Raw genomic sequence first — 24,802 nt, forward strand, 5'->3', positions numbered from 1 at the left:
CTCCTTATTTTATCTCTTTCAAAAATGCAATCGTAATTACATCTGGTGATGGGGAATGCTTGAATAGATTCAACGGACTCTTGATACTGAAAAACTTGTAAACCTCTGTCCACGTACCCAACGCAGGTTTGGAAGGATCTTTCAGAATTTCTGTATCTACGATTAATTCATCGCGATTGACCAAATTATGGTCGTATATCGCAACTACACCGTCCATATAACCCCGATATCCTTCTGCCTGATGCACAAGGTAGATTGGGCTTGCGTGATACTTTCCTGTCCAGAGAGATTTCTGGAACCCATCCGTATCTACAATCAATTTCGAGAGGCCCGGGGGAAGTTTACCCACAGAAGGATAGTTCGGAAGATGCGAAATAAATGCCGGGTAATACCGCTGGAACAAGACATTACTGCGTGTCTTCAACATGGACATGGAGTCCATACCATTTGAAGTGTACTCACCGTATTTGGCATAGATATCCGGATTAAGATCCGTGAGAATATCATTTTTCGTATAACCTGTCATATCTGTTCGCAGATCACCCATGCCAACGGTGACACCAAAGTTGCCTCCATGGTCGTAATCATTGAACGGAACGATCTTGCCTATGTATCCAAAACTGCGGTAATAACTGTGAATATTCGGTGAAGGATCACCTTCCAGAACAAGAACTACTCGATCATTGTTTACCGATAAAGTGTAAGCTACCAGGTAATCCGGTCTGCGTTTTTTGTTAGGCAACCATGACGTTGTAGAATGTCGTCCGTGGAAAAACCGAGCTGCAGGGCTTACGATCTCTGTCTTGCCGTCATAATCCAGTTTCCACTTCGTGGACGGTGCGATGAATGTTTTGACAATCGTATCTGTGTTCCACATCTCATAAATGGCCTGTGCCTTGGCTTGATCTGTAACCGTAGGTGTTAACCCCGGTTTAACCGTAGATGGGTCACAAGCTCCTCTGTATGTGGTCGTTGAATCTCCACTTGTGTTTGTACCTTCAAACTCTTCACCATAATAAATATTAATATAGTTCCAATCATTCGTTGGCTGCTCCAACATTACAGAGTACTCTCGCACAGGAATTCCAGTTGGTACAGTTGGCGTACCTTTAACCACTACTCTAGAAGGCACATCATGAACGGGATCCGCAGTATAATAACGCTCAGTAAACGTGTATTTTGATTTGGCGGGTTCTGCAATACTAGATTTCAACGTAGTCCAATTACCGTAATAGTCAAAATTCCTAACGTATTCCCACTGATATGCCGTCTTAAGACCGTAGTTCCAGTCATCAGGTAGTTCCGTAACTAACTCAAATTCATTCCAGTCGTCCAAGTAAACTACGTCACCTGTACTAAGCGTTTGCTTCTGCTTTACAATGTAGGCAGTAACACCATCAGGTTTAGTGAGATCTGTTACCAATGTAGCTAGCTGATTAGGAACGTCTACAAAAATATTAGCTCCTGTCTTATTTGTATAAGAAAACTGAACAACTTGAATCTTTCTGCCTGTCTTGTAATTACCGTAATCCTTTTCTCTAACTGTGGGACGACTACCACCTTCGACAATTGGATCCCAATATACCGAACTCACTTCATAAAGAAAACCATCATCTTCAACAGCTGGTGTTCCATCTTTAAACTTAAGTTTACTGTAGTCAGGAATTTTAACGACGTCATACAAGTTACCATCTGTATGAAGGTACTTCCCTTGAATATTAGGCCGAGTTTTAGGAGTATATGTTACCCAATAATCTTGCTCTGCCTCGTATACCTTCTCCCAGCGATTGGCGTCAATCCCGCCCTCTACTCTGGGAATATCAGCACCTACGATTTCATCAGCCAGCGTGTTGATTAGTTTTTGTGCTTCCGACTCTCCGTCAATATAAGCGGCAAAGTTCGTCTGCGGTTTTTGCAGTGCCATCGTCACCCTCCTTATCTCAAAAATTTGATGTTGTACCAGACCGACTTGGCTTCAGCCACCGCGTTGTAGAAGTCAAACTTAATGGTCGTCCCCGCCGGAATCGGGTAGACAATTCCGAAACTGTTCCCCATGGAAACCGACTCGGGAAGTTCCTTCGTATAGATGGTACGACATACCTTCTCCGTCCCGATCATCAGCTCCCAGTAATCGCCGACACAGTAGTGGCTCGCAGCAAATGCAATGCTCAGAAACTCTGTGTCATACGCCAAGGTGAACGTATCAGACTTGGTGGTCTTGGCCGCCGGAATGTCCAACATCTGTCCCCGAATGAACGGGATCGTCTTTTTACTGAAGTGTGGGTACGGCAGCTCGCGCACTTTGTCGATGACGCCACCCGCGATGTAAGATACATTAAATGCCATGGAACCACCTCCTACATGTTATATACGACTTACGCTCGTTCCAGTTAAGCGTCCTTCGTCATCATAATTTAGACCAATATTGTAAGTGAACATGGGCTCTCCACTCGGATCATATGTACGGGCCGTCACCTGCGTTAACCTGAAATACTTGTAATAATCATAATCCGGGTGGGAATAGCCCACTCCGGAAGGAAAGTCTTCCTCATCCTCTGAGCCAAACTTCATCCAGATCGAAACCTTCCATGCCGATTCATACAAGAGGTCTGCTCCAGTCACCCTGTCCGGGTCCTGTATGTGCTCCCGATATAATGTAACGGAAGGTTCACCTTCAAGGGGAGAAACATTCGAATTGGAGATACTGCTATATTTGCGAAGCTCCCGGTGGATTAGATCCAGCACGGGAAATACAATATTTTCATTCACAATGCCGGCCATTACACCATCACTCCCTTTCTTGCCCACATCATATCAATGACCTGTAACATGCCACGGTCAACCGAATAACTGGTTTTAATACTTTTAATCGTATATACAGCTCGTGTGGTGGTCGTTTTATCCGTCACAATGACGTTGTCGAGCAGATCAAGCGCAGGATTCGCAGGAATGGACACCTGTAGCGTACGGCACATCCGTTTCATATCAAAAAAAGCTCGTTCTGCCACCTGTCTCTTGGCTTCAACCGTCTTCGCCCAAGGAACGGCCAGCACCATGGTTCGTATTTCTCCTTTGAGTTCGAGTAAAATCTCCTTGTCTACGAAACTGCTCTGACTATCATTCGAGTCAATAACAACAATGTGGCTTCTTCCTCTGGACCAATCCGTGGATTTGGTAATTGAGATCAGATTGTCATTCTCGGAAAACTCTGCCACGACCGGTTTGTCATAATTCAGGCGCTCCAGTCGGTACGTACCATAACGGTCACAGTAGCTTCGATACGGAATCTCCGAGATTACCTCCTGAACAGCTTCCGTAACTTTGGCAGACCATTGCTCAAACGTCTTGCCATACTCCTCAATAAATGGATTAAGCCATCCGTTCGGTGTCAGAACTGTACTTGCGTCCTTAACTTCAAACTCGCCTTCCTGACCAGGTACGGGGACAATGACCCTGCCCGTCTTCTGATTCACCTCAATCAGATAGGTCTCGTCAATCACGTAGTCAGGATAAGAGCGATCCTCACTGGTAGCCCGCCAACCCACCATACCTGCATGTTTAACCAGATCTAGTACAACCGTTGATTTGACCCAAGCCGGCTTTTCAAATTCTACAGGCTGAGCGGGTGTTGGTGTAACTGCCGGGGTGGAGGTTGCTGTAATGGTCCAGCTTGCCGGATCTGCGAGCATCTCCTGATAATAGGTCCATACCTTGTCCACCCAATTCTCCCGATCTTGACTCCAGGTCATGGGAGCAATGTCTCCACCATTGTGGAAATAAAGTACATCGGCTTTTGAAGTCACTTTTTTACCTCTGGAAGCTAGTGCTTTGGACATCCGTTCTGCTCCGCGCTTCATTTGCTCCTGAATTCCCTTGTAAAGGGGATTGCACTCGCTTTTACTAGGACAGCCATATCCAAGAATAAAGCTACCGTTCTCATCTTTACCCTTCCCCTGTGTTCCGAGAACGGTCTCGTGCCTGCATATCGCAAGCAAAAACTTATGATCAGGCACACCATACGCTGCAGCTTGGGCCTGTGCAGCCTGAATTATGGATGATGTCCGGTCCGTGCCAACTGCTGCAGGCGGCACCGGATCTGGCACATTATCAATCTCTTCTACCTCTGGATAGGCTTTTTTCTCGGAAATGACTTTCTCGATAATGCGCTTGTACATATCTCGGGCCGTAATCTCCAGCGTGGAGCCTTCGCCATTGATGTCCACCTTGTCAATCAGTCCCGTAAATACCCGCATCATGTGCTGACCATATCCCATATATATGCGTATCGGTGTATTTTCACTCAGAATCCCGATATGGAATCCGTTTGCAAAATAAGACCATGGAGACGGTACACCACCAAGCTCGGGAAAATGAGCAGGATTATAATCCGGAGAGAAGAATCCTCTTGGATTGGAGATGGTCAGCCGTGCTTCCCGGGCTTCAGAATCAAACTGATCATCGATTTCGGCACTAATGATATTGGGAAGAACCTGCGTGTCCATATAGACAAAAGACCCGACCTGAATAACATCCGTCTCTGTCCTTCTATTATTAATAAAATCTCCGTAGCTGTTCGTTTGATAATATCCTTTAGATGGATCGAGCCCTTCTTCACTCTTTTGATTCTTCAACGGAGCAGGCACCAACTCTTGTATGCGAATATAATCAATGGCGAATTTTTTATACTTCTTACTTGAAGCAGGAACAGACCCGGTTGGGACAGTGGAGTTTTGTTTGCCCCCATACGTCACCTTAATCTTGATACTCTTGGCTTTTGCAGGGATCACAATATTATTCAATTCCGTCAGTTTGGTCAGATCATAGGCCCCGTTAAACTTATTGACATAGGCATACGTTTTACCATCGATCACCACGGCGAAAGAATCCCCTTCCGCATCACTAAAATTAGTCCCCATTCCAATACTAAGCAGCCCTTGTGTAGGCATACTCAGTTTTGTCACGTTAATCTCAAATTCAGCTACGGCGGCTTTGCCTTCAAAGGTGTATAGCAACTTGCCTCCTGAATCAAACATAGTCCAACCCGATTCAATCTTGGCATAATCCGAAAATTTCAATCCGGTTGTATAAACGTTTTTCTCATACCAGTTTCGTTTATCGAACTTCTCATTCAGTTTGATCTCTCCGGGATATCCTTCGACCTGAACCGGCTTTACATCAGTAAATGTTGTTTTCGCATTTCCGTGCAACTTGCGCTGTCCCTTGAAATACAATTGAGGATTAACTGCCTTACCACCTTCTCCAGTTCTCGTTGTTGGATTGACTCCTTCCCAAATTTCAAAATGTAGATGTCGTCCCTTGCCCACCGCACGTTCAGCCGCAGACACCTTATGACCACCGGTATATACGCCACCCGTATTGCCTAGTGTTCCAATGACAGCCCCTTGAGCTACTTCATCATCCACCGAACAAAGTATCTCTTTTAAATGAAAATACTTGGTGATTACACCGTTTGCATGTCTTATATTTACGGCATTACCAGCACCCTTTGTTTTACTATAGGATATTTGAACAACCTTTCCAGCCCATGCAGCCAATATCGGCGTTCCAATCTCATCAAACAAATCAATACCTTTATGAATTCTTGTACCTTTATCACGAGGAGAGCCAAAATTATCTGTAACTGTAATACTATCAATCGTTTTACCCTTAACCGGAAAAAAAATCTCCTGAGCATTCGCTTGAGTCGAACCGTTATATATACCATTACTCGACTCATCCACCCAAACGGATTCTGTACTGATGATGGGTACCTGCTCGGTTACGATATGCCTGAACTCTTCTGTCCGTCCCGGGATAAATGCCAGCCGATCTACTTCGACCCGGATATTGGGAAGCGCTCCTTCCCCCAGCTTCAGACGCTGGGATAGCACATTCATAACCTCATCCGAAATTGGAATCATATTGTAATCTCCCCCTTACTTGAATCGCTCGATGGTCCACTTCATGAATCGGTCCAGGAAAGCTACGGCTTCAGCCCGGGTCATAGCGGAATTCCCAAGGAACCATACCTCTGCCTGTTCTGTGCCATTTGTAGGTCTCCCCATATCTGTTACTATCGCTGCACCATCCAGCTTGTTATTGATCGGAATGCCAGCAATTAGTGGATCATTGTTCGCAAATGTTTCGTCTTCCATTTCCGAGACGGCTATTTTCCAGAAGGCATCCTTGTTCTGTACAACTCGCTCCTTTTTGTCCCGATAATAAATGGCCGAATCTTTGCCGACGTCTGCGAACCTCTCGCTCACATCTTTGAGATAATAGAACGTCACTTCGTCGCCTTCTGAGAAAGGTTGATTGAAGACAACCGTATGGTTGTCAATTTCCGAATAAGCCGGTGTTTCTTGGACTTTATCTTTTTTTTCGTCTTTGAATTTCACTGTAATTTTAAGTTTCTTTTTACCTGCCGGATAATTGCCGTTAAGTCTAAAAACCCGTTGTCCCTGAAATGCCGTAATAGGTTGATTAATACCTGTCGTTGGTGCTTTCATGTCCGTAAATCTGGCATAGAACACCTTGCGTAACTTATTAATCAGATGAAAGGCTTCTCCCCGCTGTATAATGGCATTAGGAAAGAAACAATTGTTGTATGCTGGTTTGAGGGTTGTCGCTTTGATATCTTCACTCATGAACTTGTTATTCTTTGTCCAATAATTGAACTTGCAGGTGACACCGTTCAGATTAAAAGGAAGAAACACCGAGCCCCCTGGGCTGACACAATATACATCCGTTCGGTAACCAATAGCCTTTGTTGCAATTTTGGTTACCGCCGCGGCATCTCCCATGGTGTCTGCCCATACCTCGGAAGGAATACTGAGTCTGCGAAGCGGTTGGCCTGCTGCATACAAATATTCCTGATGATTACGACTGAATGGATCGTAGAAGTAGGTCGTCGCTGCACTAAGTACAGCTCTAGGCAGATCTCCAGTCCAGGACACGGGTGGCCTTTTCCAAGCACTGTCTAGCAACGGTTCTCCATAACTACAGAAGGACACCACCTGACCTGCTTTCACACCGGTATACAACTCCACATCGGTTAATCCCTTACTATTGGTTTCAGCCGTTTGGTAGATTGTTTGGACACCATCAATAAACACATACAGTGGATTGTCATCTGTTGGTTTAATCAACACAGGCAGACTAAATGAGGTTTGCCCCGCTTTCCCTTTGATTTCCTCATATACAAAAGGCTTGCCTTCCTCAAACTTGTTATAGTTGATCCCGGCCACAAAGACTTCACCATCTTCCAAAACCATATTCGTGGCTTCCATAACATCGTTATAGAACCAATCCCCTTCGTTTACATCAACCCATTTTCGTATGATAAACACCTCCTATCTTTAGAATAGACAGAAAAGAGAGTAGGTCACCCTACTCTCGAATTGTTCGTTCCAGCAGACGCTTGGTTCGCATCAGGAAAGTAACAAACTCTGCTCTGGTTATGAAGTTTTCCGGTCTGAAATATAGAATGGGTGTGCCATCCAATTGTGTTACAACCGTCAGTCCCAAATCAGCCAAGCGTTCAATGGAATCTCTTGCCCAGTGGTCCTTCCCTTCTGTCGTCTGTAAATCCTGAAACTGTATCGCACTCTTACGGTCATATCCATCTTTTTTGATAAGGGTCATGGTCAATTCGACCTTGTACCCCTTCTGATCCTTATCCATCGTATCCTGATGGTAGAAAATAGGGTCAACTTTGATGGACTCTACAACACCAACATAGATATTGCCCTTCTCATCATAAAATTTGTGTGTCCAGCCTACGTACATCGCGTAGTCGTGATAGGATTGTTTATCTTTAAACAGGATGTTAATGATGGCCTTGTACGAAGATACGCCCATCTGATGAAAATGCGAGGGAGCATTAATCATTTTAATTTCCCTCACTTGCGGATTGGGCGAAGGTGAAGAGTACGGATCAATAATTCTTCCGTTCACTGGCTCGAACTTCATGCCTGTATCTACCAACAGCTTTCTTTTATACCGGTCATTAACTAAGCCAAACGGATTTTGCTGAGTCATATCAGATGCCCTCCTAACCTATTTTATCTGGGGATATGATTACTTCCCATTCCCGCACCAACATTGCTGGCCATTCGGTTTGCAATACCAGGACTGTTCTGCCGTAGTGTCTTGTCCAACGTAGATGTAAGTCTCTCCACATCTTTTGTGCTGCCTGTCATATTATCGATGTTCACATGAACCGTAACATCCCCCGAGCCAACCATCACACTTTTATGTGTATTGTTTGTCGTCATGTAATCAAAGTAATCCATGACCTTAAGACCTGCTGGAATGTTGAATGAAGATATCGGTTTATCCATTTTTTTGCTAATTTCATACAAATTTTTGGACTGTTCTACACCCAATGATTGGATTTGTTTAAAAATCTGCATATATTCATCCGAGCCCGGTTTAAACACACCACTATTCAACAGATTCTTCCAATCTTGCTTGATCGAACTTATTTGTGAGTTCATTTCAGATGCACGCGATTTGTTCAATGCAATTAATTCTGGTGCATCTTCCTTACCTCCATTAGCCGCCAGGAGATCATACATTCGTTTATCATAATCCAACTGCGTCAACTCAAACTGATCATTCATCTTGCGTCTAAGCTCATCAATCTGGCTGTTTTTAACACCATTCAGTTCAAGCTCTGATTGTGCCTTCTGCTGTTTCTTCTCATTGATCTCCAGGCCCAGTTCATCTTTATCCTTGCCTTCAGCCATCTTGTCGTACGTCTTCTGTAAACTTGCAATAGCCTTATCGAAGAACTTGATATTCTCTTGCAAATATTTCTCCATTAGCGCGCGCATCTGACCAGAATCTTCGCGAACACCACTAATCAATAGACGGGATCGAGTGACTTGGTAATTGGTTTCGTTATCACTTGTCGATTTGTTAAGCTGCCGATTAATCTTGGCGATCATTTCATCAATACCATTGCTCTGTGGCTGAGGCGTATAGCCGTTAGCAATGGTACCTATTCCGCCCACAGCAGGAATATACTGCATTTGAGGTTGAATGTATTGTATCTGCGGTTGTTGTTGTTTGTTGTCCCCAGGCGGTTTTCCAGACTCTTTATCCATTTGAATCTGGGCTTCTTTTTTCTCCTGCTTGTAGTTGTATTCCTTGCCCAGTTTCTTCTCAACTGCATCTCCGCCATCTTCACTCCAAACCGCCTTAAATCCCTTCCAGTAATCCCCGAACTTGTTATTCGTTGCATTGTTACCAAATAGGCTGCTGATTCCTCCCTTAACAACTGCATCCATTCCAAGGTTAAGGCCTTTCCACACTTTACCTACAACTGAAGACTGCTCCATATCTTTAAAATCCTTGGCCAGTTCCTCTTTATTTGTTGCACGAATACTTTGCTTCTCCGCTTCTGACTTACCCATATTACTCAGCGGATCAACAAGACCGGACACTACATCCACAGCAGTCATGGCAGCCCCAAGATAAGGAACGGCTTTTAGGGGTTTCAGTATAGACTTACCGAACTTGCCGAGCTTTGCTAATTTCCCTGGAATGTCTCCTTTTTTCTTACGCTCGCTTGTAATATCACGTTGGGTAAGGATATCTCCAGGGGTTCCATCAGGTTTATCTGGACCTCTTAGTACGTTCCCGTCCTTGTCACGAATAGGTGCATGACCGTTAAAAAATGCTTTTTTACTACCGACTTCTTTCATATCTTCGAATCTCTGTTTTATCCCTCGTCGCTTCGGCTTGTCCTTCTTCTTCTTCTCTGAACCAAAATCCATAACTTCCTCAATCTTTGATTTAGCCATATCCTTAATTACGTCATTGATAAAATCTTGATGTCTCTCTAAAAAAGGCTTGTTTGCTGAGTCTTCCTTGTCATCCTTAACAGGGGATCCAGGGGATCCAGGGGATCCAACACTTCCTGCACCTTGAGTAACTAACAATCCTCCTGGACCACTCATCATACTCGCGAGCTGAACCTGTTCAAGTTCCTTCAGTTTGGATATGTATGCTGTAGCATCGATCATGCCTTGTCTAAAAGAAGCATTTAACTCATTGACTTCGGTTCTCAATGTGGAGAGAACATCATTCAATAGAGTTGACTGTTTACGCAGCTTCTGGATCTCGGATTCGTACCGTTGAACATCGGTTGAACCGTATGTAAACTCAGCATTAAGGAAATATAACTTGTTTCGTAGTTCAACTGCATCCAGGTCCATATCATCCATCGCCATCATCAAAACTCTAGCTTGGTGTTCAAATTGCATCATTGCTCTACTCGTGTCATCCAACTCTCGCCCAAGAAACTCAAGACTTCGCTTCGTCTTTGCAATCTGAATATCGAGTGAATGCATTTCTTCTCGCAACAGAAGAAGTTCTCGACTATACGTTTTGACTCGCTTCTCAGCTTCGTCACGTTTTTCTGCATGAATGGAAGAAGCCGCTGTATCCCCATCTTGTATAGCCTGATTGTACATTTTATGTTGATGATCTCGGTTAGTCCGGGCCTGAAGTACATCATCTTGCTTGGAGGCGGCCCTACTTTGAATTTTTGTTCTGCGATGATCCAGCGTCTGTAGACGACTCTGCTGTCTGCCCATTTCTTGCGCTACACCAGCACGTTGCACATCCATGACTCGAAGTGACTCGGGAACATCGCTCCCCGTATTTTCGACTTTCCCTGGATCCGCATTCTTATCACCGTATCGTTTCTGATCGCCTTCATTCATCACTTCACCGAACTTATCCCACGCAACCTGAACACCGACTTCATTCATAATTCGGTTAAGCAATTCCATATGATCAACAATGCCACCCGTACGATCACCAATTAACCGCATGACTGCGATAAGATAATCGCCCAGCTCGGCAAATTCCTCTTTCAACCCTTGCATCGCCTCATGTGTTGCAATCTGAAATGCGATTTCGATCTCTCGTTGTCGGAATTGAAGGTTGTCTCTACTACCGGTGCGCTGATGGATCGACGCGTTTGCATCCGTAGCCTTCACTTGTTCAGCAAGAAGATCGAATCTAACTCGATTCGATGCAAAGCCCTGCTGAGGATGATCTCCTTTTGACTGAACCAACAATCCAGCCTTGCTAATCCAGTTGGCTAATGCATCCTCTTGTGCAAGCGTTCCATCAGGGTTACCATCCATTGGAAGGGTCTGGCGCATCATATCCATCAAGTCCTGAATGCCAACATCCAACATCGTTGAAGCTCTGATCATCATGTCTGTGACTTGGGACAGATCAAAGCTACTGCTTCCCCATGCCGGAGTAACAGCTTCCAGACCTGTTGCCGTCTGTTCTACATCCATATTGCCCACTGAATGCAGCTTGGCTACTTCTTCAGCAAACGCGACAGCTTCAGATGAATGATCATAATTACGAGAACCAATGCGATAGGCAAGACCTACATCTTCCTGATCTATACCATGTTGCAGTGCAATTCGTTGCAGATTTTTGACCGTTCCGGTTTGTGTGAATTGCCCACTGTCATTTGTTGTCCCAGACGATCTAAGCTCCAAATTTCGGTCGGCCCGACTCATCTGTTGATCCATCTGCTGCGACGAGTCCAGGGATTTCTTGAGTAGTGTTGATGAATACCCCTTGGTTTCACCTGCTGAAATATATTTCATCGTATTCATCACGGAGTCTATCAACCCCTGTGAGCCAGCTGCAGATACATCCTTCATTTCACTGAACGCTCCACGATAAAAGTGCTCCAAATCGGTAGTCAGTGTTTCAATCATTTGCGACTGCATATCACTTCTGATTGTCTCCACTCGTCTAATCAGTGTGCTAACGCCTGAAGCGGAACTCTCTTTCAGTACTGCGTTTTGTCCAGTTAATTGATCCTTATCCGTTAATATTTCTTGTGTTAAGGAATGTTTATCTCCTTGTCCTTCTGTTTCAGTCAAAAGAATCACCGCCTTTATGCATAAATCCCGTTCTACCTTCATTTAGGCAAAACGGGATATCTCTCTCTTATCCTCCGAGCGCTTGTGCAAGCATACCGATATCATCTTCTGATATCTCCGTGTAATCCTCGTCATTGAAGGTTCTTTTACGTCTGACGGTCCCATCTTCTTCAACTTCCTCGCCCCCACCGCCACCGAACATGCGAAGAGGTGCTGTCATAAGTTCAACCTCAAATTGAATATATTTCTCGGCTGACTTGCACAGCTCCGCAACCTGAGGGAGTGTGTACTCCCAAATCTCCCACTTGTTCAGCCCACAGTGTTTATGGAGGGTGAAGAAGATTTCTCCCCAGTGAACAGGTTCCTGTGTTTCCGTATCACGGATTTCGGTTCCCTCCAAAGACTCCCCCTCGGTGCGTTCTACTTTTTTAAACCATTGAGTCCAATGAGCAAATCAATGACTTTGCGAGCTGTGTTCAGATCAAGGTACTCATCCAGATACTCTCGATTGATGGTATACTCACCATGCTCATCTTTGGTAACGATATGTGGATAGTTTTTGAATGCCATTGCCAATACATCAAATAAATCCTGCTGCCGCTTTTCATCCAGTTCATCATTCTCAGTCGGAATGAAGTTAAGAATAATGGCATCGATATTCACCGTTTTTAGCAACTTCATCAGACGGCGGGCATCCTTCAAGTTACATGGCGGAATACGATATTTCCGTCGATCCCGCAGCGTAATAATCTCATCATCTTCAAAGAATGCACGCTCAGCAGCTTCCACTTCCTCCGGAGTCACCCGTTTGTTTTCCGGATCATCTTTGATTCGTTTCGCCGCTTCCTCATTCAGCTTTTCCGCAAGCTCACGCTCGGATTTTTCTTGTTCTGTTTCCATGAATTTAAAGACCTCCCCAGGACATTCTCCCCCATATAATAAAAAACCTGGCAAGGCAAGGCTCTGTGAAGGGGAGGACACAGATGCCGTTTGATACCTTGCCAGGAGCAATCAACCTTATTTAGATATTAGATCTTGCTTGGTGCGCTGAAGCGTTTGATACTGCCGATTTTTCCATCAGCACGTTCAGGGTCAAGAATCTGCAAAGAGATTGCAGATGCAGAAGCGGCAGCGCGCTGGGCATTGATGCTGAATGTACCTTTTGCACGGCACATGTACAGCTCGGTTTCAACACCTGCATACGAACCATCTTTTTGCTGGAACGTCCCGTGATGAACGACAGAGATTGGGAATGGTACTTCGTCAACCAACAGGTCAACCATGTCTACAGTTTCTTCACGTTTGTAGTTCAGCACAATCTCCTTATCGATATGGACCGCATTCAGGATGACTACACCATTTGCTTCGTCGTAGAAGAACGCATTTGGTTCCACGGCCGTTCCTTTTAAAGTGAGTTGTTTCAGCAATGTGTTGGAATCTTTGAGACGAACCGTGATGCCACCGTTGCTTCCATAGATTTTACTTGCATATTTTGGCTTGGCTTCAGCAAAGCCAGAATTGGATACGCCTGCCGCCACTGTAGACTGCTCATTCAGCACCCATACATAAGACTTCACTTGCTCTTGTACCGTTGAACCCATCATCAGCTGGATCGCATCCAGATCGAACTTGGCGTCTGTTGCCGATACTTCAATCGATTTGGACTTCACCAGTACATCAATGGCGAACAGACCGTCACCACCAAAGATGTCCTCAAGCTCCACGTTAAGGTCAATTTTCAGATCTTGCAGAGTACCCAGGGTAACTACCTCAATTTCGCCCATCGGATCTTTTGGAAGGCGTTTAGCCATAAACGTACCTACACCTTTGATAATCATTTTTTTAGCCATTGAACAGTCCACTCCTTAGGATAGTATGTAATTTTAGCTACTGAGACTTGCTTAAGCCGGGATCAGGTTAATTGACTTGATGATCGGGAGATCCATTTCGTTTAACCCGTCTGGCTGTTCGCCGTCTCTGCTTTTTATAGTGTAGAACGCTATCTTCAATCCCTAACGATAATGTAAACGAAATATATTGAAGCACGATTAGCCCCGTCATCTTTGCAAAAGGAAAAGGCCTATATACGATCAAAGAAAAGACCCCTACATTAGAGGGGCCATTCTGTTTGGCAAAGCATCTATAATTTGCGCTACCTGTTCTGCACGTTCCTTGATCTCAAAATCATCGGCAGTAACCAGATGAACATGCGAGCAATATTTGCCATGCTCATAGATTCTCTCGGGTGTAATGAAGACAACGTCAGCAACTGCTTCCATCTTGTGTTTGTGCTTCTCGTACTGATCCGGATCAGTCAACGAATCAAATACGACTAGATCAGGATAGGCTGTCTCGACAGAACTTGCCAGCCGGCTATCGTTCACCCAGTAGATCACGCGATCACCCTGAAACAGCGTACGGACATTCTGGCCCACACGGGCTACAACAAAGTTTGGAATCTCCGGATATGGATACTCCAAGGCATCAACCTGATAGAACTCGTCACTGGAGTTGATATATATTACATTGTAGCCTACTTCCGCGAGTGCTTTTAACAGCCGTTGTGGTCGACGCCCGAATCGTTCACTATGGAAATCGATCGCAGGCAGATATACAATCGTTGTATCCGTGTTTGGGGTATATGTCGTAACATTGAACTCCGTCGCGTCAATCTCTATTTCTTCAAGCTCAATTGTCGGTGTAGTCGGTTGGCTACCAAACATTCGTTTAAATATATTTCTCATTTCTCATACCTCCTATGACCTGATTAATCATCTTCACGGCATCCATTGCCCTGCCATCCCAGCTATTAGACTTAGCCACCCTTACTCTTGCCGCAATTTTGGAAGCACTATTCTCACGAATCGCTTTCTCCAACATCAATCCACAATTATGCTGATTCATAAAGTAAGTTACATCGCTGTACTTATGAACAATTTCCTCCATACGCGTTGTCAACACAGGTTTGCCCGCTGACAAATATTCGTAATACTTGATTGGATCGCAGCCACGGATCATCTCTGTCAGCTTGAATGGCACGATACAGACATCGAATTGAGCAATGTAGGCGGGAAGCACCTTATAATCTTTGTGCGGAAGACAAGTCACATTGGGATGCACAATATTTTTTTGATAGAGGGCATTGTTTCCAATCAAAACAACATGATAACCTTTATCTGCAATAGCGGTAATCAGCGAATAATCCACCCACGATGCCATTGCACCGTGGAAACCCACAATCTTTTGCCCTTCATGAACATCGGGGAAGTCCGCCGGTTTGGGCAGAATAACCCGCGCTTTCTCAAAATGTTGGTAATCTGCCCCGTTAGGGCACATAAAGATTGGTTTTCCGTCATGTTTATGTGCCTCGTACATCACCTTGGCAGTCGTGGCAATAAGATCTGCACGGTCAAAACATTTCGGGATGTAGGATTTCCACACAGCAAACTCATCAGCCGAATTATCCAGGTAATCAAATACGGTAAAATCAAACTTCCGTCCATCCGAATAATTGTACTGACCTGGATTCGAGAACCAGAGTACCTTCTTTCCTTTCACCAGGTGATCGTAGTTCACACCTTTCTGCACAAGGAACAGATCCTCATTTAACTTTTCAATCGGGCGGGTCTGCTTTCTGTACGTTTCTTCATTGATAAAGATAGCCCGTATACCTGGAATATTAGAGAAGGCGGTCATCAATTGCTGAGGACGTTGGAACAAGAGGTTCCAGTCAAGTGCGGGCGGGTAGACAATGGTCATTTCTATACTTTCAAAAACCGGATTTTCTCGTTGTTTTCTACGAAGCAGCCAATTGAGCAATCAACTCCACCCCTTCCGCATAGGCATGAACGGGACGCAACCGAGTATCTACAAACAGTTCAAACCCCAATCTTCTAGCTTGCTCACAAAATGGTGCATCTTCACCTGTTGGATGGGAACCATATCGAACCCCTGCTTCGATCACTTCACGCTTAATCAAATATACGGCACCTGTCAGTTCTACCTGGAACAAACCCGCTTTGAATTCAGGTATATGTTTTCCGCCGCTCATGGCATTATGAGCCTTCAATTTTGGGTGATTCCGTATAAGCATTGCGCATATATCTTTGTCATTATCCATTAACTGCCGTAGGCTACCCTCAGGAATGATGATATCCGTATCAATTGAGAACAGATAATCACAGTCCGATTTCAGAAACTCATCCAGAAGCATATTCCTCAACAACGCCAGGTGGTGATAGGAATATTGTCCACGTATATGACCATATGTTCTCCCCAGATTATGAGTCAGATAAGGAATCTGATGACAATCAAGGATATGCTCCGTCTGATCTTCACTATCATTCAGGATGTACATATAATGCTTCTGCACTGCTTGTTGCTCAAGTGATTGCAAGTGCCGTTCCATAATCCAAGCCCGGTTACGTACAGGACTACCTATAAATACGTTTTTCACAGTCCATCCCCTCTCCCTTTTTACATAGTCTAGACTGTTGCTCAATAACCTTCGCACATTGAACAAAAAAGGAGTGATTCCTCAAAAGAAGAGAGAGAACGAAGCATTATTCCTATTCTAGTACAGAAGGAGTTGATGAATATGTATACCAAAAAAACCATTATTCACACATGGAAAGAAGGTGACACGCATGCTGGGGAGTGTAGAATTAATCCACAACTGGTTCCAAATGGCCTCTGATGGAGAAGCCCATGCTTCTGTACGATTTGGGGATGCTTCCAACACCATTCTGGCCCACGATACCGTTCTGACTATGGATTTCATTAAGTCTCATTACGGCTGGTTGAACGACCCTACCTATTGCGGGATAACCTTACCCAATGCAAGTGCGAGGGAAATTATCGTACACTGCCTGCGAAAAGCGGATTACGTCGGACATCTGACCCAGACAGATCACTGGTATTTCAAGCCGTTATTCGATATGTGCCTTGCATATTACAAAGTTGAGCCCAGAGAGACCTTCTATGCTTTTGAGAATAATTACATCGCCCGATTCAAGTTATTCTACGAAACATTCAAGACCATGCCTATTCTGATCTGCGGAGCCAAGGCTGAGCAATATCGTGAAGTTCTGGAGCGGAGATACGGGTGGACAAGCATCGTGGGAACGGTGGACTGCCCCTCGTGGTCTCATGTGAGCACAGCATCCAAACAAATGGAACATATCTACCAACAGACACCGTGGAAGCTTGCTCTGGTATGTGCAGGTGCACCCGGCAAGGTACTGGTTATTAAGGCCAAAGAACTGCAAACCGTAGGTGTTGACTTTGGTTCCGGAGCAGATGTTGCCATTCAAGCCGACAGCGAAAATCTGAACGCATGGGATTACAACGGATTTCCTGATTATTGGGAAGGCAGACCCAAAAAATGACCCTCTCCGGGTCTTTTTTGCTGGATAAAACTGTGATTCCAAATCCGATTTTATTGACTTAGTAGCTGTTGATAATTTAAACTATCTGCCTTATTATTGTTAAGATAACTCCTAATCTAACCTGGTTTAAACTTGCATGAAGAGGAGCTCTGCTAAGATATTCAAACCGTTGGAGGGAAATGTAATGGCGTACTCGCAGTCAAAGACCGAAATAGTAGCGACTCATTTACGAACAAGATTTATGGAAGGTAACGTGGAGGGACATGAGATCGTTGTTGCCTTGATCAGTATGGTCAAAGCTGAGAAGATTAATTTAGATGAAGTTGCCCCTATTCTCTCTACAGTCTTTTTTGAACAACCGCAAGGTATTCTGTTGGCACTCGAAAAAGCTAGCACTCTGATTGATGATGAATTAATTGATTCCATTCTCCACGAAGTAAACGAAAAAGCTTAATCTTACATACAAAGGAGAGCTTATCATCAGATTTTAATTTACAACAACCAGTTATTCTCTCCACACTTTTAGATTGAATAGATTCATCACTGAGAAATTGGAATTTCTCGTTATTTTCTGTCCTCCTCTGCTTATTCTAGTAGTATTACGAAGGAGGGGACACCAATCGAGACAGTGAATAAAGCCATTTTATTTTTAGCAGTTATTGAAACCATGCTTGAAGCGCTCCACCATACAGAAGTAGATCAGACAGAACTTGTGGATTCGCTTGTCATGTTAGGTTTTGATCCCATTGAGATGTTGTACGAGACAAATACCATTAGATCTTTCCAAAAGATATGCAGGGCTTTCGCAGAACTCCATCTTACAGATGAGGCCTTGGACACGTTCTCAAAAGAGTAGTTACATAAGCAGAACCCCACATCACATTCGATGTAGGGTTCTGCTTTTTTTTTGAATTTTGAACCCTTTTTGAACCGGATCAGCTTAACCTTCCCCATCCTGCCTCGTATAGGTCATCTAGGGACTATGGACATCTGCATCGCCCCTGTTGACTCTGACTTAATAAACGAAAGGATGGTTGTATGAGCTCACCCACACCAACACATGTGATTGAAACAAATCAACTCGCTGTTATTGGAGTCGTCGATGAATCCTCGATTCAGACCCAATATGAACTTGAGTATCCTGACCATATCGTGATTATACAACATTTTTATTTTTTGAAAGATCCAGCACACTTTAACTCTTGGTTAACTAGCAGACAGGCATAACCTCTATCTGAGATGTACTTTGGGTCAGGACTTTTTACGTCTGCGCTCATCAATTAAAACCTTCAGTAACAGCAACTCTCCATAGGTTAACTTCTTCTTGCGTACCTTCTCTACCCATGCCCAATCTTCAATCACCTTGTCGTTGTAGGCATCTCCAATGTACTGATCAAGTTCATTCCAGGCCCATTGTGCATAATCCAGAACTGTATTCATATCATCATCCTCCGCGACTGCTACTTCTTGTAGTAGGTTTAATTTTATATGTACTGCTTGCTTAAATCTTTCATATTCACCTGGTTGTTTAATCCATGGCAGCGGGCATTCCTTCCATCCAACCACTTCTTTATGTGTGAAGAAGACGGGTGGAAAGCCCCGTTCCCTGATTAGGTATACCGCGAGGTCTACAACGTTATTAAATGTATCTTCATGAATACTGCCATCCTTTTCAATGCACATCTCAATGCCCACTGTACTATTGTTAGGATATGTCCCAAGTTTGGCTATAGCTTCCTTCGTGTATGTTGCACTCCCGCAGTGGTAGGCCAGTTCATCATCCGGTAGACTGTTATATATCGAAGTTCGATCTACCGAGAAGTGCGCGCTTGCATAACGACCTTTCACTGCTTTATTGGAATCCTGCTGTGCCAAACTTGCAAAGTATTTGCTAATGTTCTTCGCGGGCGCTCCGGGAGAAGCCGTATAATGCATCACAATTCCACGTTTCGCTTTTAACTTAAGTCCGGCCCGACTGTATTTATTAACAGGTATGTAATCCTTGGTGATCTGTATCATGACATCTTCTCCTTATCTTCAACTTGATCTTCATTCCCTCGAAGCTTAAAGAGTGCTGAAGTGATAAACTTCGGTACAGGCAGGCCCAGTTTCCCCATGTTCTCCAAAATACTGATTCCTTCGGTACCAATGATGAACATTAACATTGCATCTCGCATAAAATCATTGGAATTGCCTGCAACCATATCCAGTTGATGTGCAATAATGACAAAAACAAATGTCAATGACTTACGAGCAAGCCCCCACCATCCAACCCTGCTGGATAACTCCTTCCTATACCATGCAGACAGTACCCCTGTGATGTAATCCAGCCCCACAAAGATGGTCACGGCAATAAACAGGTGATCAATTCCTCCTACCAAATACACGACTGCCGATAGCAGCCAGCCAAACAAAACCATAAACACGGTATCTCTGTGCATTAACGTTCCCCCTTTAATAACCTATTTCATGTCTAGGTTAGGCGGATCATAGACATAAGTCTCATGCAATACGGAAACCTCCGAAAAAACACTCACCATCCGCTATACAAACAGCAAAAATCCCTCACGCTTGGATGCGGGAGGGATCATAACGAAATGATTCAGCTGTACGTTGATGGATCTGGTGTAACCGGTACACCTGTAGTATTCGTTGGTGTTGTATTCCGTTGGAACATGCCTTGAATACGGTCCAGAACATAAGGGGTGGAGTCAATGAGTTTCTCAAACAGATGTGTGGAGTTATCAAGTGGTACAATGTGTACCCCCTGTTTACCTACCACCAGGAACGCAATAGGACGTATGGATACACCGCCCCCACTACCGCCACCAAACGGAGAAGCAACTTTAGCTGAACTCGCATGTTCAGCAGAGGTACCCGTAGCACCACTTTTGCCACTACTTTCTCCATTAACGTGAAAATCACTACCACCGGCAGCAAATCCGAATCCTACCTTACTGATTGGCAGAATCACGGTACCATCTGGTGTTTCGACTGCATCGCCAACAATTGTATTGACATCCACCATGGCCTTGATATTTTCCATTGCGGTTTCCATTAAGCCTTGAATTGGATGATCTGACATTTAAATTCCCTCCAGTTTCAATGTAAGCTAGGTTTGATCTAACCATATCATCCCCAAACTTGAAGGGACTTATGTAATAAGCATTTTAAATACACTCACCAAATCCCAACCTTACATTCCCAAAAACAGACCGACTATGATGGTTTTTTATACTGTTGTCCCACTAAGTTTCTTCTTTTGCTTCTCCTTATGCCTGCGGCGCTGTTCCTGAAGAAGCTTGAACCACATCCGCCATCCGCCTTCGACTTGAAACACACGGGTGAGTAGTGTAACTCCAGCGATCAGAACGGCTGTAATCCGAATTTTCACTCTGAAATCGAGTTCCGTTCTAAATTCCATTTCATCGGACCATACCGGCATAACCTGAAGCACAGGTGTTTCATCAAAGCGGATCTGATAGGTGAGAAAACCAATAATAATGGACTTGATACTCCACACCCAACCCGTCAGCACCGCTGTATATGCTGCATCACCAACGCCGATGTGGGTAGCCCAGGACAGTTGGGTCATATGTACGCGTGTGAGTGTTTGCTTCAGCCACAGCTTGAGCGCGTCCGTTGCCCTAAGCATAATTTTCACATCTTTAGCCCACTTCTTGACTTTGCGTTTGTTGACCCGCTCGCTACCCTGGGCCTCGCCTCTCGAATGATTCATGGATTGTTCGGTCTTGACCAGAAAACCTTCCTTCATATTGCGAAAAACGATACTCGGGATCTCATAGTTAATCCGCACAATCCCATAGAGAAGACGAACATTAATATTGGCGTAATCATCACTTTTATGTTTACTGAATGTAAAATGTACATGAACATTTGAGATGAGGACTGCGGCAATCAGCAATGCGAACAACAAACCGATTCCTCCAAGCCAAATCCACACAGGCCTTACCTCCAAGCCCTCAATTCTTTTCTCGTCTAGTATGGCACTCTGGATAGGAAAAAATTCACGTCTCTCCTAAAAATCCCATTACATATTTGTTTGGAAACTGTTCTATTCACCATTTATCTAAAACAATGCACAAAAAAACCGACTCCACTGATGGGTGTCGGTTAGTATGAGCTTGCAAATTAGAGTGAAGAATCGTTATTATCGTCTTCGTTGTCGATATGACTTAGATCATCCGCCGGATCAGCACTTTCCGGTTCCAGTTGTTGCAAATCCAGTTTGTTGAATAACAGTTGTGTCTCTTCTTCCAGGTTTTCCGAATCTTCGAACAAACCTGGTTCCGGAAGGTCTTTAATTGAAGCCAGTCCGAAATAATCCAGGAATGACTTGGTCGTTCCATACAGAATTGGTCGTCCGATCGCCTCGGCTCGTCCCACTTCAATAATTAGATCCTTATTCACAAGCGTATGGATGGCCCGCTCCGATTTTACACCGCGGATTTCCTCAATCTCTACCCGTGTAATGGGCTGCCGGTACGCTACAATAGCCAGCGTCTCCAGAGCCGCTTGGGATAAGGACGTACGCGCGGGAGAGTATGCCAGTTTCTCGAAATATACAGCGTGGTCAGGCAAGGTGCCCAACTGAACTACACCAGCGATCTTGAGAATCTGTACACCTCGTCCCTGCTGTGAAAATTCATGAATCATCTCCTCAATCGCGTCCATTACAAGCTCCACTCGCTGGTCAACGATCTCGGCGATTTGTTTGATACTCAGACCTTCTTCTCCGGACAAAAACAGCAGGCCTTCAATAATCGATTTCAATTTCGGAAAATCCATGATTCTTTGTTTCCCCTCTCCACTCCATAACGATATCCTCAAACATCCGTTCCTGATAACAGACAATCTGCTTCATCTTCATCAGTTCCAGCACCGCCAGAAAAGTGACAACAATCTCATGGCGATAGATATGTTCATCCATCAACTTGGAGAATAACAGCCTGCCTCCCGGCCCCATACTTTCCAAAGCGCCGATGACATCCCGTATCCGATCCTTAACCGAAATCTCATCCCGTTTGATCCGGGTTACGGTTGTACGCTTCTCAGCCTTGCGTAGCGCCTTCTGAAATGCTGCAATCAGGTCAGAGGTGTGTAAACCCTCAACCGGGTTCGATTGGGCTTCTACGGGCATATAGGGGCGCAGATCCTCGGGCTCTTTGGAAAATATAAGACTGCGTTCCCACTCCCGTTCATGAAGATGACGCGCAATTCCCTTGTACTTGCGATATTCTATCAGACGCGCAATCAGCTCTGCACGTGGATCATAATCTTCTTCTTCCATATAATCATAATCCTCGAAGTCCTCAATGACCGGTGGTTTGGGCAGTAAAAGTTTGCTCTTGATCGACAGCAATGTTGCTGCCATGACCAGAAATTCACTCGTAATATCCAGTTCCAGTTCCTGCATCGAATGCAGATACGCCATGTATTGATCGGTAATATCGCTGATGGGAATATCCTGGATATGAATTTCAGCCTTATCAATCAGATGAAGCAGCAGATCCAAAGGCCCTTCAAAAGTCTCCAGTTTGTATGTAACTACCGTCACTAGACGAATCCTCCCGCCAGAAAAATACAAAACCCTGCTAAGCCGTCCGAATCCGGTTTCCCGTGTTCGTCTGCGCAAAGCAGGGCACTACTATTAAATAAGCACTATTTTAGCTGTTTCGTCAAGTTTGCCATCTCAATTGCCGCCGTAGCTGCATCCCATCCTTTGTTACCCGCTTTGGTTCCAGCACGTTCAATCGCTTGTTCAATATTTTCTGTTGTAACCAGTCCAAAGATCGTAGGCACGCCAGTTTTCAGGTTAATTGCTGCTACCCCTTTAGCCATCTCGTTGCACACATAATCGTAATGTGTAGTGGATCCACGAATGACAGTTCCCAAGGTAATCACCGCATCATACTTGCCGCTCTCTGCCATTTTCTGCGCAATCAAAGGGATTTCGAACGCACCTGGAACCCAGGCTACATCCACTTCATCATCCTGAACGCCGTGACGTTTGAATGCATCGAGCGCTGCGCTAAGCAATTTACTGGTAATGAATTCGTTGAAACGTCCAACGACAACTCCATATCGTGATCCTTCTGAAACTAAATGTCCTTCAAAAAATTGTGGCATTCAAGTCATCTCCCTAACGGTATAATGTAATGTAAGTAACGGAAATCCCTAAGTAATCTCTTCCATAAATTACATGGTGAACATTGTTCATCTAAAATATATTTACTGTTCGTTTTGCTCGATATCATCAAACTTGAGCATATGCCCCAGCTTGGCTTGCTTGGTATGAAGATAAACCGTATTGTCCTCGTTCTCCTCCATCTGGATCGCGACACGCTCTACGACTTCAAGTCCATATCCTTCAAGACCTTTAATTTTACGAGGGTTGTTAGTTAGCAGTCTGATCTGACGAACCCCAAGGTCTTTCAGAATTTGGGCACCAATTCCGTAATCACGCAAGTCGGCAGCAAAACCCAAACTCAGGTTTGCATCAACAGTATCCATACCTTCCTCTTGCAGCTTGTAGGCTTTGAGTTTATTGATCAGGCCAATACCCCGACCTTCCTGTCTCATATAAAGCAGTACACCATTGCCTTCCTCGTGAATCTGTTTGAGTGCCGCATCAAACTGCGGACCACAGTCACAACGATGCGAATGGAATACATCACCTGTCAAACATTCAGAGTGCACACGTACAAGCACAGGTTTCGAACCATCAATTTCTCCTTTGACCAGAGCCACATGTTCCTTATTGTCCACAGCATTTGTATAAGCCACCGCTTGAAACTCACCAAAGTCCGTTGGCATACGCACAGCTACTTCACGTTGAACCAGCTGCTCTTTTTCGTTACGGTAACGAATCATGTCCTGAATACTGATCAGCTTCAGATCATGTTTGCGGGCAATCTCCTGCAGATCCGGAAGTCTGGCCATCGTGCCATCTTCCTTAATCACTTCACAGATAACACCAGCAGGGTAGGAACCACACATGATAGCGAGATCTACAGCCGCTTCCGTATGTCCGGCACGACGAAGTACACCGCCGTCTTTTGCAATCAGCGGGAACATGTGACCAGGCTTACGGAAGTCCCCGGCTTTCGCCTCAGGATCGATCAGACCTTTCACGGTAATAGAGCGTTCATGTGCCGAGATTCCTGTTGTTGTATCTTTGTGATCCACAGAGACGGTGAAGGCTGTTCCATGGAAATCCGTATTTTGTTGAACCATCGGTTTCAGGTTAAGTTCGTCCGCACGTTGTTGTGTAATCGGAACACAGACCAGACCTCTACCTTCAGTAATCATGAAATTAATGACTTCAGGCGTCGCCTTTTCGGCCAAAGCGATAAAATCGCCTTCATTCTCCCGATCTTCATCATCCACAACAATGACGGGTTTACCACGCATGAGATCATATATGGCTTCTTCTATTGTGTCCAGAATGGATTGTTCTGACATTGG

The 24,802-nt window shown here is 44.6% G+C and carries 25 protein-coding genes; 4 read left to right on the forward strand and 21 right to left on the reverse strand.

The genetic code is table 11. The features are described 5' to 3' along the window. Nucleotides 1-4 precede the first annotated feature (4 nt). The 13 genes from MHI52_RS19585 to MHI52_RS19645 form a co-directional block, all read right to left on the reverse strand. Complete coding sequence (locus MHI52_RS19585) at nucleotides 5-1,924, reverse strand: hypothetical protein (protein WP_340984762.1); 1,920 nt, start codon at nucleotides 1,922-1,924, stop codon at nucleotides 5-7. 11 nt (nucleotides 1,925-1,935) lie between these two features. After that, entirely contained in the window at nucleotides 1,936-2,346 is a 411-nt protein-coding gene (locus MHI52_RS19590) for a hypothetical protein (protein WP_405157497.1), read from the reverse strand. An 18-nt stretch (nucleotides 2,347-2,364) separates the two neighbouring features. After that, the gene (locus MHI52_RS19595) at nucleotides 2,365-2,781 is read right to left on the reverse strand and encodes a hypothetical protein (RefSeq protein WP_340984761.1); all 417 of its coding nucleotides are present in this window, start codon (nucleotides 2,779-2,781) and stop codon (nucleotides 2,365-2,367) included. After that, the gene (locus MHI52_RS19600) at nucleotides 2,781-5,921 is read right to left on the reverse strand and encodes a M23 family metallopeptidase (RefSeq protein ID WP_405157498.1); all 3,141 of its coding nucleotides are present in this window, start codon (nucleotides 5,919-5,921) and stop codon (nucleotides 2,781-2,783) included. Before MHI52_RS19600 ends, MHI52_RS19595 begins: the two co-directional genes overlap by 1 nt. A gap of 15 nt (nucleotides 5,922-5,936) precedes the next feature. Further along, on the reverse strand, nucleotides 5,937-7,289 hold the full coding sequence (locus MHI52_RS19605) for a hypothetical protein (protein ID WP_405157499.1): 1,353 nt from the start codon (nucleotides 7,287-7,289) through the stop codon (nucleotides 5,937-5,939). Between the two features lie 100 nt (nucleotides 7,290-7,389). Beyond that, nucleotides 7,390-8,040, reverse strand: a complete 651-nt coding sequence (locus tag MHI52_RS19610; RefSeq protein WP_076318990.1) for an S-layer homology domain-containing protein — start codon at nucleotides 8,038-8,040, stop codon at nucleotides 7,390-7,392. Between the two features lie 23 nt (nucleotides 8,041-8,063). Next, the gene (locus tag MHI52_RS19615) at nucleotides 8,064-11,927 is read right to left on the reverse strand and encodes a hypothetical protein (RefSeq protein ID WP_405157500.1); all 3,864 of its coding nucleotides are present in this window, start codon (nucleotides 11,925-11,927) and stop codon (nucleotides 8,064-8,066) included. 67 nt (nucleotides 11,928-11,994) lie between these two features. Then, nucleotides 11,995-12,327, reverse strand: a complete 333-nt coding sequence (locus MHI52_RS19620; RefSeq protein WP_223199730.1) for a hypothetical protein — start codon at nucleotides 12,325-12,327, stop codon at nucleotides 11,995-11,997. Between the two features lie 20 nt (nucleotides 12,328-12,347). Beyond that, nucleotides 12,348-12,827: a hypothetical protein gene (locus tag MHI52_RS19625; protein WP_339186672.1), complete on the reverse strand. Its 480-nt coding sequence runs from the start codon at nucleotides 12,825-12,827 to the stop codon at nucleotides 12,348-12,350. Between the two features lie 128 nt (nucleotides 12,828-12,955). Continuing rightward, nucleotides 12,956-13,777, reverse strand: a complete 822-nt coding sequence (locus MHI52_RS19630; protein WP_076328277.1) for a hypothetical protein — start codon at nucleotides 13,775-13,777, stop codon at nucleotides 12,956-12,958. Nucleotides 13,778-14,032: 255 nt separating this feature from the next. Then, on the reverse strand, nucleotides 14,033-14,671 hold the full coding sequence (locus MHI52_RS19635; protein WP_339283288.1) for a hypothetical protein: 639 nt from the start codon (nucleotides 14,669-14,671) through the stop codon (nucleotides 14,033-14,035). Beyond that, complete coding sequence (locus MHI52_RS19640; protein ID WP_253501506.1) at nucleotides 14,655-15,686, reverse strand: glycosyltransferase; 1,032 nt, start codon at nucleotides 15,684-15,686, stop codon at nucleotides 14,655-14,657. Before MHI52_RS19640 ends, MHI52_RS19635 begins: the two co-directional genes overlap by 17 nt. A gap of 37 nt (nucleotides 15,687-15,723) precedes the next feature. Continuing rightward, nucleotides 15,724-16,383 carry a glycosyltransferase family 2 protein gene (locus tag MHI52_RS19645; protein ID WP_076328274.1) on the reverse strand — a complete coding sequence of 220 codons (660 nt, stop codon included), beginning with the start codon at nucleotides 16,381-16,383 and terminating at the stop codon, nucleotides 15,724-15,726. Nucleotides 16,384-16,573: 190 nt separating this feature from the next. Here MHI52_RS19645 and MHI52_RS19650 point away from each other — a divergent pair, with 190 nt between their 5' ends. From MHI52_RS19650 to MHI52_RS19665, 4 genes are all read left to right on the forward strand, one after another. Continuing rightward, a complete protein-coding gene (locus MHI52_RS19650) occupies nucleotides 16,574-17,314 on the forward strand; it encodes a GT-D fold domain-containing glycosyltransferase (RefSeq protein WP_127550998.1) in 741 nt (246 codons plus the stop codon). Nucleotides 17,315-17,498: 184 nt separating this feature from the next. After that, the gene (locus MHI52_RS19655) at nucleotides 17,499-17,768 is read left to right on the forward strand and encodes a hypothetical protein (RefSeq protein WP_036607821.1); all 270 of its coding nucleotides are present in this window, start codon (nucleotides 17,499-17,501) and stop codon (nucleotides 17,766-17,768) included. Nucleotides 17,769-17,942: 174 nt separating this feature from the next. Then, entirely contained in the window at nucleotides 17,943-18,170 is a 228-nt protein-coding gene (locus MHI52_RS19660) for a hypothetical protein (protein WP_036607823.1), read from the forward strand. Nucleotides 18,171-18,352: 182 nt separating this feature from the next. Continuing rightward, on the forward strand, nucleotides 18,353-18,541 hold the full coding sequence (locus MHI52_RS19665; protein WP_036607825.1) for a hypothetical protein: 189 nt from the start codon (nucleotides 18,353-18,355) through the stop codon (nucleotides 18,539-18,541). A gap of 24 nt (nucleotides 18,542-18,565) precedes the next feature. Here the strand turns inward: MHI52_RS19665 and MHI52_RS19670 are convergent, their stop codons facing one another. The 8 genes from MHI52_RS19670 to MHI52_RS19705 all read right to left on the reverse strand — a co-directional run bounded on the left by MHI52_RS19670 (nucleotide 18,566) and on the right by MHI52_RS19705 (nucleotide 24,799). Further along, on the reverse strand, nucleotides 18,566-19,333 hold the full coding sequence (locus MHI52_RS19670) for an N-acetylmuramoyl-L-alanine amidase family protein (protein ID WP_405157501.1): 768 nt from the start codon (nucleotides 19,331-19,333) through the stop codon (nucleotides 18,566-18,568). Next, a complete protein-coding gene (locus MHI52_RS19675) occupies nucleotides 19,330-19,755 on the reverse strand; it encodes a holin family protein (protein WP_036607828.1) in 426 nt (141 codons plus the stop codon). The genes MHI52_RS19670 and MHI52_RS19675 overlap by 4 nt, the downstream gene beginning before the upstream one ends. Nucleotides 19,756-19,916: 161 nt before the next feature. Continuing rightward, nucleotides 19,917-20,399: a GerW family sporulation protein gene (gene ytfJ / locus MHI52_RS19680; RefSeq protein WP_036607830.1), complete on the reverse strand. Its 483-nt coding sequence runs from the start codon at nucleotides 20,397-20,399 to the stop codon at nucleotides 19,917-19,919. A gap of 147 nt (nucleotides 20,400-20,546) precedes the next feature. Next, nucleotides 20,547-21,278, reverse strand: coding sequence for a DUF2953 domain-containing protein (locus MHI52_RS19685; RefSeq protein ID WP_076251141.1), 732 nt, complete (start codon nucleotides 21,276-21,278; stop codon nucleotides 20,547-20,549). Between the two features lie 188 nt (nucleotides 21,279-21,466). Continuing rightward, nucleotides 21,467-22,123 carry an SMC-Scp complex subunit ScpB gene (gene scpB / locus MHI52_RS19690; protein WP_405157502.1) on the reverse strand — a complete coding sequence of 219 codons (657 nt, stop codon included), beginning with the start codon at nucleotides 22,121-22,123 and terminating at the stop codon, nucleotides 21,467-21,469. Then, nucleotides 22,092-22,892, reverse strand: a complete 801-nt coding sequence (locus MHI52_RS19695) for a ScpA family protein (protein ID WP_036672308.1) — start codon at nucleotides 22,890-22,892, stop codon at nucleotides 22,092-22,094. The genes scpB and MHI52_RS19695 overlap by 32 nt, the downstream gene beginning before the upstream one ends. A gap of 104 nt (nucleotides 22,893-22,996) precedes the next feature. After that, on the reverse strand, nucleotides 22,997-23,464 hold the full coding sequence (gene ribE / locus MHI52_RS19700; RefSeq protein WP_017687651.1) for a 6,7-dimethyl-8-ribityllumazine synthase: 468 nt from the start codon (nucleotides 23,462-23,464) through the stop codon (nucleotides 22,997-22,999). Between the two features lie 102 nt (nucleotides 23,465-23,566). After that, complete coding sequence (locus MHI52_RS19705; RefSeq protein ID WP_076318983.1) at nucleotides 23,567-24,799, reverse strand: bifunctional 3,4-dihydroxy-2-butanone-4-phosphate synthase/GTP cyclohydrolase II; 1,233 nt, start codon at nucleotides 24,797-24,799, stop codon at nucleotides 23,567-23,569. Nucleotides 24,800-24,802: the final 3 nt, after the last annotated feature.

Source organism: Paenibacillus sp. FSL H8-0283 (genome assembly GCF_045040675.1).
GTDB classification, from domain to species: domain Bacteria; phylum Bacillota; class Bacilli; order Paenibacillales; family Paenibacillaceae; genus Paenibacillus; species Paenibacillus amylolyticus.

Bases quoted from the DNA above. Each gene is read 5' to 3' on its own strand.
- MHI52_RS19655 (WP_036607821.1), top strand. From the start codon at position 17,499: ATGGCGTACTCGCAGTCAAAGACCGAAATAGTAGCGACTCATTTACGA.
- MHI52_RS19585 (WP_340984762.1), bottom strand. From the start codon at position 1,924: ATGGCACTGCAAAAACCGCAGACGAACTTTGCCGCTTATATTGACGGA.
- MHI52_RS19650 (WP_127550998.1), top strand. From the start codon at position 16,574: ATGCTGGGGAGTGTAGAATTAATCCACAACTGGTTCCAAATGGCCTCT.
- MHI52_RS19705 (WP_076318983.1), bottom strand. From the start codon at position 24,799: ATGTCAGAACAATCCATTCTGGACACAATAGAAGAAGCCATATATGAT.
- ytfJ (WP_036607830.1), bottom strand. From the start codon at position 20,399: ATGTCAGATCATCCAATTCAAGGCTTAATGGAAACCGCAATGGAAAAT.
- MHI52_RS19610 (WP_076318990.1), bottom strand. From the start codon at position 8,040: ATGACTCAGCAAAATCCGTTTGGCTTAGTTAATGACCGGTATAAAAGA.
- ribE (WP_017687651.1), bottom strand. From the start codon at position 23,464: ATGCCACAATTTTTTGAAGGACATTTAGTTTCAGAAGGATCACGATAT.
- MHI52_RS19600 (WP_405157498.1), bottom strand. From the start codon at position 5,921: ATGATTCCAATTTCGGATGAGGTTATGAATGTGCTATCCCAGCGTCTG.
- MHI52_RS19640 (WP_253501506.1), bottom strand. From the start codon at position 15,686: ATGACCATTGTCTACCCGCCCGCACTTGACTGGAACCTCTTGTTCCAA.
- MHI52_RS19630 (WP_076328277.1), bottom strand. From the start codon at position 13,777: ATGGCTAAAAAAATGATTATCAAAGGTGTAGGTACGTTTATGGCTAAA.
- MHI52_RS19595 (WP_340984761.1), bottom strand. From the start codon at position 2,781: ATGGCCGGCATTGTGAATGAAAATATTGTATTTCCCGTGCTGGATCTA.
- MHI52_RS19590 (WP_405157497.1), bottom strand. From the start codon at position 2,346: ATGGCATTTAATGTATCTTACATCGCGGGTGGCGTCATCGACAAAGTG.
- MHI52_RS19665 (WP_036607825.1), top strand. From the start codon at position 18,353: ATGAGCTCACCCACACCAACACATGTGATTGAAACAAATCAACTCGCT.
- MHI52_RS19670 (WP_405157501.1), bottom strand. From the start codon at position 19,333: ATGATACAGATCACCAAGGATTACATACCTGTTAATAAATACAGTCGG.
- MHI52_RS19625 (WP_339186672.1), bottom strand. From the start codon at position 12,827: ATGGAAACAGAACAAGAAAAATCCGAGCGTGAGCTTGCGGAAAAGCTG.
- MHI52_RS19605 (WP_405157499.1), bottom strand. From the start codon at position 7,289: ATGGAAGCCACGAATATGGTTTTGGAAGATGGTGAAGTCTTTGTGGCC.
- MHI52_RS19675 (WP_036607828.1), bottom strand. From the start codon at position 19,755: ATGCACAGAGATACCGTGTTTATGGTTTTGTTTGGCTGGCTGCTATCG.
- scpB (WP_405157502.1), bottom strand. From the start codon at position 22,123: ATGGATTTTCCGAAATTGAAATCGATTATTGAAGGCCTGCTGTTTTTG.
- MHI52_RS19635 (WP_339283288.1), bottom strand. From the start codon at position 14,671: ATGAGAAATATATTTAAACGAATGTTTGGTAGCCAACCGACTACACCG.